Origin of the sequence: Pseudarthrobacter sp. S6 (assembly GCF_050156575.1) — a bacterium.
Taxonomy (GTDB): domain Bacteria; phylum Actinomycetota; class Actinomycetes; order Actinomycetales; family Micrococcaceae; genus Arthrobacter.
In genome coordinates, this window is the sequence record NZ_CP189581.1 from 3,155,356 (window position 1) to 3,169,840 (window position 14,485).

Below are 14,485 nucleotides of genomic sequence, written 5' to 3' on the forward strand. Positions count from 1 at the left end.
TCAGCCCCAGTGCGGCGGCTTGTTTTCCTTCAGCCACGCGTCGTGATCGTTGTCCGGGCCGTCGCCCCAGCGCTTCGGGTCATCCTCCGCAGCCTTGTTGGGCAAGATGCCTGCTGCCCCTGGCACCTTGCGGTCCGGCGCAGCGGCCGTCCCGTCAACTGCCTCATCCGGCTGGTCGTCACCTTGCGTCTCGGCTTGATCGGCATTCCGTGACGTCACAACAACCGCCTCCTCACTGGCCAGGCGTCCGGCCTGGTCTTCGTTCCTGTTGTTTCCAATATTTCCCAGCGCGAGCGCGTCCATGTCCTCGTCAAAGAATCCGCCGGAGGCAGTGCCGCGTCCGGGCGGCAGAACATTCTCGAGGCCCAGGTAACCCGCGATCCGGTCCGCGCAGGCGGACGGGTCCGTGAAGACTTCGATGGTCCAGAGCGGCATGTACCGCCAGCCCATCCGTTCCAGCAGCTGAGGGCGGAGCCGGCTCCGCTCTCGGACACTCATGGTGCGGTATTGCTCCGTGCCGTCCGACTCGATGGCCACCGGCCGCGGAATATCGGCGTCGTCCTGGCCCATGGTGCTGAGCGGGTCTGCTGCGGCCACTACGTCAATCACGCCGTCGTACTGGTGCCAGACTCGGGCGCCGCGGGCACGCAGCCGGTCGCCAAGATCGGCCACGAGGGGATCGGCCCCAAGCGCCTGCTCGCTGGCAGCGGCGCGCGAGGCCGGGGTACCGAGATCGGTCTTTCCGGCAATTTCACGGTTAAGGAGCTCGTAGAAGTCCACCGCACCATAGGACAGCCGCGTGTGGTCAAGGTCTTCGGGCTGGAAACACGTCAGGACGTGGAGCGATCGGCGGGCACGCGTCATGGCCAAAGCGAACTTTTCCCGCCCGCCCTCAGCCGACAGGGGTCCGAAATTGTGCAGCGCCCGGCCATGCGGAGTGCGGCCGAAACCGGGTGAGAAGATCACGTGGTCACGGACCAGGCCCTGGGCACGCTCAAGGTCAACCACCCGGAATGACTCGGATCCTGCGCTGAAGAAACTGGCCAGTCCCGGGTGGTTCGGGAGCTGAAGACGGATTGACTCACCAATCCGGGCAGCATGGCGCAGGCTGGCGGTGACCACTGCCAGCGACGTGCGCGGCCGCGTCCGGGCGTGCTCAAAGACCAGCTGGACCACGCGGTTAACCTCGGCCACCACGGATTCCACGCCTTCGTGGTCGGCGCTGGGCAGCCCTGTGCCGTCGGGCAGGTACTCGACCAGGAGCGCCCTGTCCAGTCCTGTGGCCGACTGCCCCTCCGGGAGCCTGCGGAGCGCGCCGTCGTAGGAGTTCTTGCTCAGCTGCAGGACCAGGTCCTCGTCAACCGCGCGGTAGACAAAATTCAACCGCCAGACAGGCAGGACCGCAGACAGCGCCGAATACGCGCTTTCGACGCGATGGTGGGCCGCCTCACCGGCGGCCAGCCGCTCAACACCAACAGTGAAAGTCCGGGGGCTGGCAATCTTGGCATCACCGAAGGCAATGACCTGCCCGGCTCGGGCGATGGCAGGCAGGACGGCCTGCAGCGACGTCGCTTCGGCGTCCAGGATGACCACGGCGTCGAAGTGCTGTTCGGCCGGCAAGAGCCCGGTCATGAGGTACGGGCTGACCGACCAGACCGGCACCAGCATGGGAACCAGCTCGGCGGCCTGGGCCGTCAGCGCCGCGAGGGTAACCCTGCCGTCCTTGAGCAGGCTCCTGAGCAGCTGGGCCTGGCGCGGGTGTTCCGCAAGCGCGGCCCCCCACCGTTCGGACAGTTCCCAGCGCAGGCGCGCGGCTCCGCTGGCAATGTGAGCGTTGTCCGCGAGCCGGTACTCGGCCTCAAGCTGCCGGAGCGCGTCCCCGTCAGACATGGCGAGGTAATCGTCGCCGCTGATCATCGCTTCCAGCGCGGACTGCCACCAGGCCAGTTCAAGCTCTGCTCCGACGGAACCTGCGGGAACCTCCCGGTCCGCAAGATCGGCCAGGAGCTCCCCCAGGCCGTGCTCGCGCATGTTTTCCACGAGCAGCGTGCGCTCGGGAAGCGTTTTGAGCGTGTGGGTGTCGGCCACGAGCCGCTCCAGCCGCTTCATGAGTTCCTCATAGCGGGCCGTTGCCAGCGAGCCACCGGACTGTGTGTGCCGGAGGGCCTCGCCCAGCTGGGTCAGTTCCCGGTCCAGCGACCGGTACATCACATTCATTTCGGCAAGGCCCGAGGGGACGGCCGGGTGGCGCTGTGAGGTGGCGTACCCGGACCAGAGTGCACGCTGCTCCTGCACCAGCACCAGCGAGCTGTGGAGATCACTGATGTGGACGCCCGGACGGACGTACTCTTTCGCGACCCGGCGCAGGCGGGAACGCTGCATGGAGGCCATGTCGACGTTCCGCTCCCGGCGCCAGGCGGAGGACGCCGTGGCGGAAATGAGATCGTTGACCGGCCTGTCGAAGATGTCCGGTGTGAACTTATCGAGGCTTTCGCGGACAGCCATGAGGAGTTCGAGCTGCTTCCCCCACTCCGAGAAGGACTCGCCAAGCCGGATTTCGGCATGTTCGGCCACGCTGTTCATCCGGTCACGCAGAATAGGCAGGTTCTTCGCCACTGACCGGGCGAGCTCCTGGGCTTCCTCGGTCTCCTTGCGGGTGAGCAGCCGGGCGCCGTGCCACGGGCTGGCGGTGGACGCGCGGCTGAAGCTGCCAAGCTCGGCGGCGCGGCGGAGCCGGCCGGCGAGCTCATTGCGGTCGCGGATGCTGTCCAGCACACTGCGTTTGAGACGCACGGTGGTGGCGGGAGCCGGATGGATGGAAGTCAGCTCGGCCAGTGACTGCATGGCCTGATACGGCGAACAGCCCCAGCGCTGGCGCACGTTATGCAGGGACGCCACGTGATCCATCAGCGCGTGCCGGTGCTCAGTTAGGGTCCGGTGGAGGTTCCCCAGCTGCGGCTCAAGTGATTTTTCGTTCCGCACGATGGCCCGCACCAGCTGGGCCTTGAGCTGCTGGGGGGTGGCTGTGCCGGAGAGCTGGAACAGGATGGATTCAAGTCCAAGCGATTCCAGTTGTGCGGATACTTCGTTCAGGCTGGCCCGGCGGTCGCCTACCACCAGGACAGACTTGCCCGCATCCACCAGGGCACCGATGGTGTTGATGGCCGTCTGGGTCTGTCCTGTTCCCGGCGGGCTGCTGACCACCAGGGAGTCTCCAGCACGGGCGGCATCTATAACGAATTGCTGGGCCGGATCGGCGTCGAGGAGGAGCAGTTCGTCGTCCGGGTGGCGAGTGTCCACGCTCGGGAAGCGGGAGGGGTCCGGCACGGGTACGTCAATGACCCCACCGCCGGCCGCCTTGGCCAGGGCTGCGACCAGCGGGTTGCCCTCGTTGATCCAGGGATCGTCCAGGTTTCCGGAAAGGTCCGCGAAAGTGGACACCAGCAAATTGTGCTGGGCTTCGGCGCCGTGGATGGGCCGGATAAGCGTTGCGAGCCTGTCCAGGACAGGCTGGGGATCGAAGCGCGCGGTGCTGTAAGCGAGGCGGGTCACGGCGTTAACGTCAAACACAATGCCGTGGACAGTCTTCAGGTGCCGGACCAGGGCCGGGTTGATGTTGGCCTGCTCGGTGAGCTGCAGTTCGTAGTCGTCCTCACCTGGCCGGACCGTGAGCGAGATTGCGGTGAGCATCACCGGCGCGGAGATGCGCTGGGGTTTGCCGCCGACGGCGGAGGTCCACACGACGGTGCCTGCGGATAGGTAACCGGCATCAATGCCACGGTCATTTCCGAGTTCGAAGATTTTGGAGCGGATGTTCCGCGATGCCCGGGCCGCGACGACGTACTGCTGGTGGTCCCGGATGAGTGTGGACAGCCGTGTGCGGCGGCCGGCCATCAGCTGGGCCAGGCCGGACGGGTGCGCATGGGTCAGGTCAATGGAACCTTCGGGGGTCTTGGTGAAACGCAGCATGGTGTCTGCCCCGGTGACGGGTTTAAGCCCGGACAGCCATTTTCCAAGCTCCTCAGAACCCTCCGGGTGGCCTTGACCAACTGACACTACTGCCTTCTTTTCTGCGTTTGCACGTGACGCCCTGGACCATACCGGCATACTTTCGAGCGTAGCCGCAATGAAGCCGGGATGAGAGACCGCAACACTGGATCAGGCCAAATTGCCGTGGATTTCAACGGATGACAACAATGGCCGGCCTCCGCTGACGGAGACCGGCCACTCACACTGCTATTCCCACTCGATGGTTCCCGGCGGCTTGCTGGTCACGTCCAGCACCACCCGGTTGACGCCTTCCACCTCGTTGGTGATCCGGTTCGAAATCCGGGCCAGGAGATCGTACGGCAGGCGGGACCAGTCCGCCGTCATGGCGTCCTCGGACGAAACGGGACGCAGCACAATCGGGTGGCCGTACGTGCGGCCGTCACCCATGACGCCGACACTGCGCACGTCGGCCAGGAGGACTACCGGCATCTGCCACACCTCGTTGTCCAGCCCGGCTGCGGTCAGCTCGGCACGCGCGATGGCGTCTGCCTTGCGTAGCAGGTCCAGGCGCTCCTGGGTGATGTCGCCGACGATGCGGATTCCCAGTCCGGGGCCGGGGAACGGCTGGCGCCCGACGATTTCCTGGGGCAGGCCCAGCTGGGCGCCCACGGCGCGGACCTCGTCCTTGAACAGTGCGCGGAGCGGTTCAACCAGTTCGAACTGCAGGTCCTCGGGAAGGCCACCGACGTTGTGGTGACTCTTGATGTTCGCAGCACCTTCGCCGCCGCCGGATTCGACGACGTCCGGGTACAGCGTGCCCTGGACCAGGAACTTGATCTTCTCGCCGTGGGCCGCGGCCTCGGCGATGATGGCCAGCTCGGCCTCTTCGAACGCGCGGATGAACTCGCGGCCGATGATCTTACGCTTGGTTTCCGGATCGCTGACGCCGGCCAGGGCCGACAGGAAGCGCTCTTGCTCGTTGGCTACGTACAGCTTGACGCCGGTGGCGGCAACGAAGTCGCGTTCCACCTGCTCGGCTTCGCCTTCGCGCAACAGGCCGTGGTCAACGAACACACAGGTCAGCTGGTCGCCAACGGCCCGCTGGACGAGCGCCGCCGCAACGGCAGAGTCAACGCCGCCGGAGAGCCCGCAGATAACCCGGGCGTCACCGATCTGCTCACGGATCCGGTCCACCTGCTCCTCGAGGATGTTCCCCGTGGTCCAGTTGGGCTCCAGCTTTGCGCCCTTGAACAGGAAGTTTTCCAGCACCTGCTGGCCATAGGCCGAGTGCTTGACCTCGGGGTGCCACTGCACGCCGTAGAGGGCCTTCTCTTCGTTGGCGAAGGCAGCCACTTCAGCGCCGGCCGTCGTCGCCAGCACTTCGAAGCCTTCGGGGGCCTCGTGCACAGAGTCGCCGTGGCTCATCCAGGTGTTCTGGTGCTGCGGCATCCCTTCGAGGACGGAGCGGCCCTCACCGAGGATGGTGGTTTCGGTGGAGCCGTATTCGCGCAGGCCGGTCTTGTCGACCTTCCCGCCCAAGGCATTGGCCATGGCTTGGAAGCCATAGCAGATGCCGAAGACCGGAATGCCGGCCTCAAACAGGTCGGCGCCGACGGCGGGTGCACCGTCCGCGTAAACGCTGGAGGGACCACCGGAAAGGATGATGGCGGCGGGGTTCTTGGCCAGGAGCTGCTCGGTGGTGAAGGTATGCGGAACCACTTCCGAATACACATTCGCTTCCCGGACGCGGCGGGCAATCAGCTGCGCGTACTGGGCACCATAGTCAACAACCAGCACCGGCTTCTGGGAAGTCTGGGATGCAGTGGGAGTAGTCACCTCACTAGCCTACTTTGCGGCATCGCCCTGCCGCACATTCAGGACCGTGGGTGTGACGCAGTGAACGTCCGACGGCGGGACTTCCCCACCGCTGCAGCGTTCAGTAGCGCTGTGTGGCCTGGGGGTGCGCGGCCAGTTCGGCTTCCACCTCGGCGTGGAACTTCTTCTCCACGATAAAGGACAGGAAAGGCACCACGCCGCCCAGTGCCAGGAGGATCAGCTTCATAAAAGGCCACCGCATCAGCGACCACAGGCGGAAGTTGGAGATCAGGTACACCACGTACATCCAGCCGTGGAGGATCAGCACGGCGACGGAGATGTTCGCGCCGCCCTCCACGCCCTTGGGCTCGGCGTCGGCGAAACCCAGGCCGAACGGCTGGCCCGTGACGGCGCTGGTGCCGCCGGCAAAAAGGTACTGGCCAAAGGCGTAACGTGCGATGAGCTCGGCGCAGAGCAGCAGCAGCATGGCGCCGGTGAGGTACGCCAGCACCTTGTAGAACTTCAGCGCGGACCGGATCTGCCGCTCGGTACCGCCGAAGCGGCGCTTCTTGCCTTTGCCCTGCGCAGGACCCTGCTGGATGGCCGGTTTCGGTTCGATCATGGCTTTACCTTTTGTTGGAGCTGTTCAGAAGTTGCTTCGGCGGGCGGAGCATCATGGTGAGGATTGTCGTCGAGTTCCTCTTCGAGGTCCCGCCGGTAGTCGTCCTTCACGAGGCGCCACCAGATAAACAGGGCGAAGCCGGCGAACACTACCCATTCGAGCGAGTAGAAGAGATTGAGCCAGTTGACTTGCTGGGCAGGCGGCTGGGGACCGATTTCCAGGGGCTTCAGGGCTCCGTCAACGGCCGCCGCGGACAGGTCGGACCCGGCGGCCAGTTCCGAGGTCGCGGCCACAAATCCCGGGTACATGCTGACGTCCCAGTAGTTGATGAGTTCGGCAACCGACACGGCGGTGGCGCGTCCGGCGTCCGGCGCGGTGGAAGGCAGCGGCGATTCAGACGGCAGCAGCCGTCCGGTCAGGTTCACAATGCCCGACGGCGGTGCGCCGGCGTCGTCGGGATCTGCCACCCAACCGCGGGCTACGGGAATCCAGGTCTGCGGGGAAGCAGCGACACCGGTGACCGCAGGCGCTCCGGTCACGGCGAAGGCGGAAACCACCCAGTAGCCGCTCTCGCCATTCTTCAGGCGCTCTGGCACCAGAACCTGTTTGGCGGGGTCGTAGGTTCCTTCGGCGGCGACCATCTGGTCTGACACTGACCCGGGGAAGAATGATCCGGGGACAAGCGTTTCCGTCAGCACCCTCACGTCCTCGGTGCCGGGATTCACCGCAACCTCGGGCTGCGTGGAGCGCCCGAACTGCCACTGGCTGAGCAAGACAAACACCCCGGAGACGGCGATCGCGAAGACCAGGCCTGCGATCCATCGGGGCTTAAGGGCTGTTTTCCACACGTCTTAACCGTACTTCGTTCCTCTGTAGAACAACTAATAGCCCCCGATCGCTAGTGGTCGAAGAACACGAGGCTGGAGTTGATAAGTTCAGCGATGACTTCGGCATCGTAGGCCCGGCGCAGCGACTCCCGAAAGGATTCCTTGGACAGGGAGCGTGCCAGCGTGGCCAGGACTTCGAGGTGATCGGAAAACGAGCTTGCCGGGGTAGCGATCAGCAGGATGACGGTGGCCGGACCGTCAGCGGCACCGAAGTCCAGGGAGTGGCCGTACTTGGTGATGCCTACGGCGATGGACGTCCGCGAAACGAATTCGCTGCGGGCGTGCGGGAGCCCGATCCCGCCCGGCAGGCCGGTGGCGAGCTGGTGTTCGCGGGCGTTGACGTGCTCCATGAACCGCGGCAGGTCTGTGACGCGCCCGGCGGCGAAGAGGCGCTCTGCGAGTTGCGCCGCGGCGTCCGACTTGCCCGTTGCTTCCAACTCCAGAATCACCAGATCGGAGGTGGTGAGATCGGCATCGTACCGGTCAAGTGGTTCCGCCAAGGCGTATCCCTTCAGTCAGGAGAAGTGCTGGTATGCGGTGCCGCCTCAGCGCAAAGGGACAATGTCCTCCACACCCAGCCGTGCGGCGTCGGCCGATTCGTCGTCCGGCTGCTGCTGGCTCAGCCGTTCAGCTTCAACGCGTGCTATGTAGTGCTTTATTTCGCTTTCGCGTTGTACATCGCTCCAGCCAAGGACTTCGCCCATAAGTTTAGCGACAACCGGCACCGCCGATACACCACGGTCCCAGGCTTCGATGGAAATGCGTGTCCGCCGGGTCAGGACGTCATGGACATGCCGGGCGCCTTCGTGGGTAGCGGCGTATACGGCTTCGGCCTGCAGGTAATCGTCAGCACCGGGCAACGGCTCAGCCAATTCGGGATTCCGGGCGATGATGTCCAGTACCTCCGGAGTCATGGACCCGTAACGGTTCAGCAGATGCTCCACCCGGGCCACGTGTACGCCGGACTCGTCGGCGGTCCTGCTCCTGCGGTTCCAGGCTGCCTTGAATCCGCCGGCACCGAGCAGCGGGATGGTTTCGGTGCAGCTCGCCGGGACCCGCTCATCCATGGTGCGGGTGGCCTCGTCCACTGCGTCCTTGGCCATAACCCGGTAGGTGGTCCATTTGCCGCCGGCCACCACCACCAGGCCCGGTACGGGGTGGGCCACGATGTGTTCACGCGACAGTTTCGCCGTGGAATCATTCTCCCCAGCCAGGAGGGGGCGCAGTCCGGCGTAGACGCCTTCAACGTCCTCCCTGGTCAGCGGGCGTTTGAGGACCCGGTTGACGTGCTCGAGGATGTAGTCGATGTCCTTGCTGGAGGCTGCAGGGTGGGCCTTGTCGAGGTTCCACTCAGTGTCCGTGGTGCCGATGATCCAGTGCCTGCCCCACGGAATAACGAAGAGCACGGACTTTTCGGTGCGCAGGATCAGCCCCACCGTGGACTGGAACCGGTCTCGGGGCACTACCAGGTGGATGCCCTTGGACGCCCGGACCTTGAGCTGCCCCCGGTCCGTGACCATCGCCTGGGTTTCGTCAGTCCATACACCGGTGGCGTTGATGACCTGCTTGGCTTTGACGTTGAAGTGCGTACCGTCTTCGTGGTTGACCACTTTGGCCCCCACCACGCGTTCACCTTCCCGCAGGAAGTCCACCACCGCCATCTGGTTCACCGCATGGGCGCCGTAGTGTGCGGCCGTCCGGACAAGGTTTGCCACGTACTTGGCGTCATCCACCTGGCCGTCGTAATAGCGGATGGAGCCCACAAAGGCGTCTTTTTTCAGGCTGGGGGCGGCTCTGAGGGTGCCCCGCCTACTGAGGTGCTTGTGGAACGGCACGCCGCGGCTGTGCCCGCCGGTAATGGACATGGCGTCATAGAGTGCGATCCCGGCGCCCACATAGGGCCGCTCGAGGAACGGTTTGGTCAGCGGATACAGGAACGGCACGGGCCGGGCCAGGTGCGGTGCCAGAACCGAAAGAATCAGGCCACGTTCGTGCAGCGCTTCCTTCACCAGCCCGAAATCCAGCATCTCCAGGTAGCGCAGGCCGCCGTGGATCAGCTTGGAGGAACGCGACGACGTGCCGGCCGCCCAGTCGCTGGCTTCCACAATCGCCACACTGAGGCCTCGGGTCACGGCGTCCAGCGCCGCTCCGGCGCCCACGATGCCGCCGCCGACAATCAGGATGTCCAGTTCGTTGCCGGGTTCCGAGGTAGCCCTGAGCCTGGCGATCGATGCTTCCCTGGCCGCGGGACCAAGAACCCCGCCTTCGTTTGGAACGTTGTTCACTGAACGCCTCCCTTGCCGCTGCTGCCGGTAGTTAATCAACACTACTTCTTTGCCGCCCGGTTGGGCAGGGCAGGGTCCACCGAGGGAGGAGCTCCAGATGGAATCGGGGGCGGCGGCCGTTAATCAGTGAGCGGGCGTCAGTTACCGGTGTAAGGAGAAACTACGACGTCGACGCGCTGGAACTCCTTGAGGTCCGAATAGCCGGTGGTCGCCATCGAACGGCGGAGTGCGCCGATCAGGTTGGACGTGCCGTTAGTGTGGTGGCCGGGCCCGAAGAGCACCTCTTCGAGCGGTCCGACGGTGCCGACGTTGGCGCGGTCCCCGCGGGGAAGCTCCAGGTGGTGGGCTTCCTGGCCCCAGTGCCAGCCCTTGCCGGGGGCTTCTTCGGCGCGGGCGAGGGCGCTGCCCAGCATCACGGCGTCGGCGCCCATGGCAATTGCCTTGACGATGTCACCTGAGGTGCCCATGCCGCCGTCGGCAATGACATGGACGTACCGTCCGCCGGACTCGTCCATGTAGTCACGGCGGGCGGCCGCAACGTCGGAGATGGCGGAAGCCATGGGCGAGTGGATGCCCAGGGCGCGCCGGGTGGTTGCGGTGGCTCCGCCGCCGAAGCCGACCAGGACGCCGGCGGCGCCGGTGCGCATCAGGTGCAGGGCGGGCGTGTAGCCGGCCGCCCCGCCCACAATCACGGGGACGTCCAGTTCGTAGATGAACTGCTTGAGGTTCAGGGGTTCGTGGTCTTTCGAGACGTGCTCGGCCGAGACCGTGGTCCCGCGGATCACGAAGATGTCGACGCCGGCGGCCACCACGGTCTTGTAGTGTTCCTGGGTGCGTTGCGGGGTGAGAGAGCCCGCCACGGTGACGCCCGCGGCGCGGATCTCGGCGAGGCGGGACGTGATCAGTTCCGGCTGGATGGGAGCGCGGTACAGCTCCTGCATCCGGCCGGTCACGGCAGGGCTGTTAACCTCGTCCTGGAGGGCGCTTATTTCGTCGAGGATGGACTGCGGGTGCTCGTACCGGGTCCAGAGGCCTTCGAGGTCCAACACGCCGAGTCCGCCCAGCCTGCCCAGGGCGATGGCCGTCTCCGGGGACATGGCCGAATCCATCGGGGCAGCAATCACGGGCATGTCGAACTTGTAGGCATCGATCTGCCAGGAAACGGAAACGTCCTTGGGGTCGCGGGTACGACGGTTGGGGATAATCGCAATGTCATCCAGGGAGTAGGCACGACGCCCACGCTTGCCACGGCCGATCTCGATCTCGTAAGTCACTGCTCTAGGTTATCCTCCACGGCCGTCAACTGCGATTCGAACATCCTGAAGTAGCGGCCGCGCAAGGCCACCAGCTCCTTGTGCGTCCCCTGTTCCACAATCTGACCGTCTTCGAGCATGTAGACAATGTCGGCCTTCTCAATGGTGGCGAGCCGGTGGCTGATGGCAATGATGGTGCTGCTGCGGTCCGCGAACAGCCGGGTGAAGATCCGGTGCTCGGCCAGCGCGTCAATGGCAGACGTCGGCTCGTCCATCACCATGAAGGTGGCGTTACGGTAGAAGTTCCGGGCCATCGCGAGCCGCTGCCACTGGCCGCCCGAGAGCCCGCTCCCCTTCCGGCCGCGCGGATCCTCCATCCAGTTGCTGACGTAGTTGTCCAGGCCGTTGGGCAGCTTATTGATGAACTCCAGCGCTTCGGCGTCGCTGGCCGCCCGGCGGATCCGTTCATCATCACGGGGCGACTCGACGTCGCCAAAGCGGATGTTGTCGGCGGCAGTGGCGAACTCGTACTTCAGGAACTCCTGGCTCAGCACCGCCAGGTGGCGGTGCCAGGACTTCACGTCGACGGCGGCGAGATCGACGCCGTCGAGCATTACCTGCCCTGAGTCCGGCCGGTAGAGCCCGGCGAGGATTCGGATCAGGGTGGACTTTCCGGCACCGTTCTCACCTACGACGGCGATGTGCTGGCCCTCGCGGATGGTCATGTTGATGCCGCGGATCACCTCGGTGTCGCTGCCTGTGTAGGTGAAGTGGATGTCCCGCAGCTCCACTGTTTTGGGTCCCTGCAGCAACGGCGGCGAGTGGTCCGAATGCACGCGCATGGCCATGAACAGCTCGTAGTCCTTGAGATTGGCAAGGTCCTCGTCAATCGAACTGAGGGAGGAGACCAGGCTGTTGGCTGTGGACAATGCGCGGCTGACGATCTGCTGGACATAGAGGAACTGGCCAACGGGCTGGGCGCGGGCGATGATCTGGCCCACCACCCAGATCAGGGAGATCACCTCGGCGCCGTACTGCAGGGCATCGGCGGCGAGTTGCTTGGGAATGTAGCGCTTCTGGAAGTCCAGGCGGCGCCGCTCATCAGCGTCGCGCAGCCGGGAGCGGAGATCCATCAGGTAGCCCACAATCCCGTAGAGCCGCATCTCGGCGATGTGCTGCGGGCGGAGCAGGTTGGTCTCGATCATCCGCCGCTGCCGGCGGGAGTCCACCTGCGTGTTCCAGTGCGCGATCTGTTCGCGCGAGAGCTTGAACTGCAGGTAGACGCTGGGCACGATGGCCACCAGGACAATCACCGCGATCCACCAGCTGACCAGCAGCAGGGCCCCCACGGCCAGGATTACCGAGACCAGCTGGGTGAAGATGGCCGCGATCCGGTCCAGCACGCGCGCATAGGAATCAGAGAACCGCTTGGCCCGGTCGTAGAGGTCGACCGTTACTTTGTCGTCGTACCGCCAGAACTCCAGGGCCAGGAACCGCTCATACATCTGGTCGCCCACAATCGCGCCCACCCTGAAGCTCATGAGCTGCTGGATGTAGCGGTCCACGCTGCTGAAGCCGCCCCAGAAGAGCCCCAGGGCAGCCGTGATGATGACGTACACAATGGCCTGCTGGCCTGCTGCGGAATCACCGGAATAAGCGGCAGCCAGCGCCGTGGTGGTCAGCGCTGCGAAGTAGGTGGTCACCAATGGCAGCGTCGCCGAAATGAGCGAACCGATTACTTTCATCACGACGGCGGCCGGCGAGGCCTGGAAGCTGACCCGCAGCACCTGCGCCACAGCCCTGGCGTAAGGCCTCAGGGCCAACCGCGGCTGGGGGTCCCTTTTTGGGTTCAGATCGGCGGGATGGCGTGGTTGGGACATGGCTCCAGCCTAGTTCCGCCCGGAGGGAGGCGCCGGGTGGGCCCACGGCGCCCGGGTTCCCTGGCCGAAGCGCAGCGAGGTCAGGGAGGCGCCGGGTGGGCCCACGGCGCCCGGGTTCCCTGGCCGAAGCGCAGCGAGGTCAGGGAGGCGCCGGGGATTAGCGCGAACCGTAGTTCGGGGCCTCCACGGTCATTTGGATGTCGTGCGGGTGCGATTCCTTGAGGCCGGCCGGGGTGATGCGGACGAACTTGCCGCGGGCCTTGAGCTCCGGGATGGTTGGCGCGCCGGTGTAGAACATGGTCTGGCGGAGGCCGCCCACCAGCTGGTACGCCACTGAGGCGAGCGGGCCGCGGTAAGCAACGCGGCCTTCGATGCCCTCGGGGATGAGCTTGTCATCACCGGAGACGTCGGCCTGGAAGTAGCGGTCCTTGGAGTAGGACGTGTTCTTGCCGCGGGACTGCATGGCGCCCAGCGAGCCCATGCCGCGGTAGCTCTTGAACTGCTTGCCGTTGACGAAGATGAGCTCGCCCGGGGACTCATCGCACCCGGCCAGGAGGGAACCAAGCATGACGGTGTCGGCGCCGGCAACCAGCGCCTTGCCGATGTCGCCCGAATACTGCAGGCCGCCGTCGGCGATCAACGGTACGCCGGCAGGGATGGCTGCCTTGGCGGATTCGTAAATGGCGGTGATCTGCGGGACACCCACGCCGGCCACCACTCGGGTGGTGCAGATGGAGCCGGGCCCCACGCCCACCTTAATGCCGTCGGCACCGGCGTCGATCAGGGCCTGGGCACCTTCGCGGGTGGCAGCCTGGCCGCCGATGATGTCCACGTGCGCCGTGACGGGATCGGACTTCAGGCGGCGGATCATGTCCAGCACGCCCTGGGAGTGGCCGTTGGCCGTGTCAACGAATAATGCGTCCACGCCGGCGTCGACAAGTGCCATGGCGCGCTCCCAGCCGTCACCGAAGAAGCCGATGGCGGCACCGACGCGGAGCCGGCCCTCGTCATCCTTCGTGGCCAGCGGGTACTGCTCGGCCTTGGTGAAGTCCTTGGTGGTGATGAGGCCCTTGAGCCGGCCCTGCTCGTCAACAAGCGGAAGCTTTTCGATCTTGTTCGTGGCCAGCTTGTGGGAGGCCTCCTCACGGCTGATGCCAACATGCCCGGTGATCAGCGGCATCTTGGTCATGACGTCGCTGACCAGCCGCAGCGGGAAGTCGGCTTCGGGCACAAAGCGGGTGTCGCGGTTGGTGACAATGCCGAGGAGCCGCAAGCCCTCGTCCACAACGGGGAGCCCGGACACCCGGTACTGCGAACAGATCTCATCAAGTTCCGCCAGCGTTGCCTCAGGGCCGATGGTCAGCGGGTTGGTGATCATGCCGGACTCGCTGCGTTTCACGCGGTCCACCTGGTCGGCCTGGTCCTGGATGGACAGGTTGCGGTGGATAACACCCAGGCCGCCCTGGCGCGCCATGGCAATCGCCATCCGGGATTCGGTGACCGTGTCCATAGCGGCGGACAGCAGCGGCGTGTGGACGGTGATCCGCTTCGAAATCCGCGATGACGTATCAGCCTCGGACGGGATGACATCCGTGTGGCCCGGGAGGAGCAGGACGTCGTCGTAGGTCAGGCCGATGAAGCCGAAAGGATTGTGCTCGGGCTGGGTCATGAGTGCGCCTCTTACCTTGGTTATGGGTTCACGGGTAGGGGTTGCAGCTAATGACCAGCCCGTCATTACGGGACTGGTCCGTGC

9 protein-coding genes are annotated in these 14,485 nt (G+C 65.3%); all 9 read right to left on the reverse strand.

Annotated features, from left to right (window positions below; genetic code table 11):
- On the reverse strand, positions 1-4,107 hold the full coding sequence (locus ACQCS0_RS15040; protein ID WP_354153383.1) for an AAA family ATPase: 4,107 nt from the start codon (positions 4,105-4,107) through the stop codon (positions 1-3).
- 129 nt (positions 4,108-4,236) lie between these two features.
- Positions 4,237-5,826, reverse strand: a complete 1,590-nt coding sequence (guaA, locus tag ACQCS0_RS15045) for a glutamine-hydrolyzing GMP synthase (RefSeq protein WP_354153382.1) — start codon at positions 5,824-5,826, stop codon at positions 4,237-4,239.
- Between the two features lie 100 nt (positions 5,827-5,926).
- Positions 5,927-6,427 (reverse strand): DUF3817 domain-containing protein, encoded by a 501-nt coding sequence (locus ACQCS0_RS15050; protein ID WP_354153381.1) that lies wholly within the window; start codon positions 6,425-6,427, stop codon positions 5,927-5,929.
- Positions 6,424-7,275: an SURF1 family protein gene (locus ACQCS0_RS15055; protein ID WP_354153380.1), complete on the reverse strand. Its 852-nt coding sequence runs from the start codon at positions 7,273-7,275 to the stop codon at positions 6,424-6,426. Before ACQCS0_RS15055 ends, ACQCS0_RS15050 begins: the two co-directional genes overlap by 4 nt.
- Positions 7,276-7,325: 50 nt before the next feature.
- On the reverse strand, positions 7,326-7,814 hold the full coding sequence (locus ACQCS0_RS15060; protein WP_354153379.1) for a PTS sugar transporter subunit IIA: 489 nt from the start codon (positions 7,812-7,814) through the stop codon (positions 7,326-7,328).
- A gap of 45 nt (positions 7,815-7,859) precedes the next feature.
- On the reverse strand, positions 7,860-9,599 hold the full coding sequence (locus ACQCS0_RS15065) for a glycerol-3-phosphate dehydrogenase/oxidase (RefSeq protein ID WP_282329404.1): 1,740 nt from the start codon (positions 9,597-9,599) through the stop codon (positions 7,860-7,862).
- A gap of 137 nt (positions 9,600-9,736) precedes the next feature.
- Positions 9,737-10,873, reverse strand: a complete 1,137-nt coding sequence (locus ACQCS0_RS15070; protein ID WP_354153378.1) for a GuaB3 family IMP dehydrogenase-related protein — start codon at positions 10,871-10,873, stop codon at positions 9,737-9,739.
- Positions 10,870-12,732 carry an ABC transporter ATP-binding protein gene (locus tag ACQCS0_RS15075; protein ID WP_354153377.1) on the reverse strand — a complete coding sequence of 621 codons (1,863 nt, stop codon included), beginning with the start codon at positions 12,730-12,732 and terminating at the stop codon, positions 10,870-10,872. The genes ACQCS0_RS15070 and ACQCS0_RS15075 overlap by 4 nt, the downstream gene beginning before the upstream one ends.
- A 157-nt stretch (positions 12,733-12,889) precedes the next feature.
- Positions 12,890-14,401 (reverse strand): IMP dehydrogenase, encoded by a 1,512-nt coding sequence (guaB, locus tag ACQCS0_RS15080; protein ID WP_354153376.1) that lies wholly within the window; start codon positions 14,399-14,401, stop codon positions 12,890-12,892.
- Between the last annotated feature and the right edge of the window lie 84 nt (positions 14,402-14,485).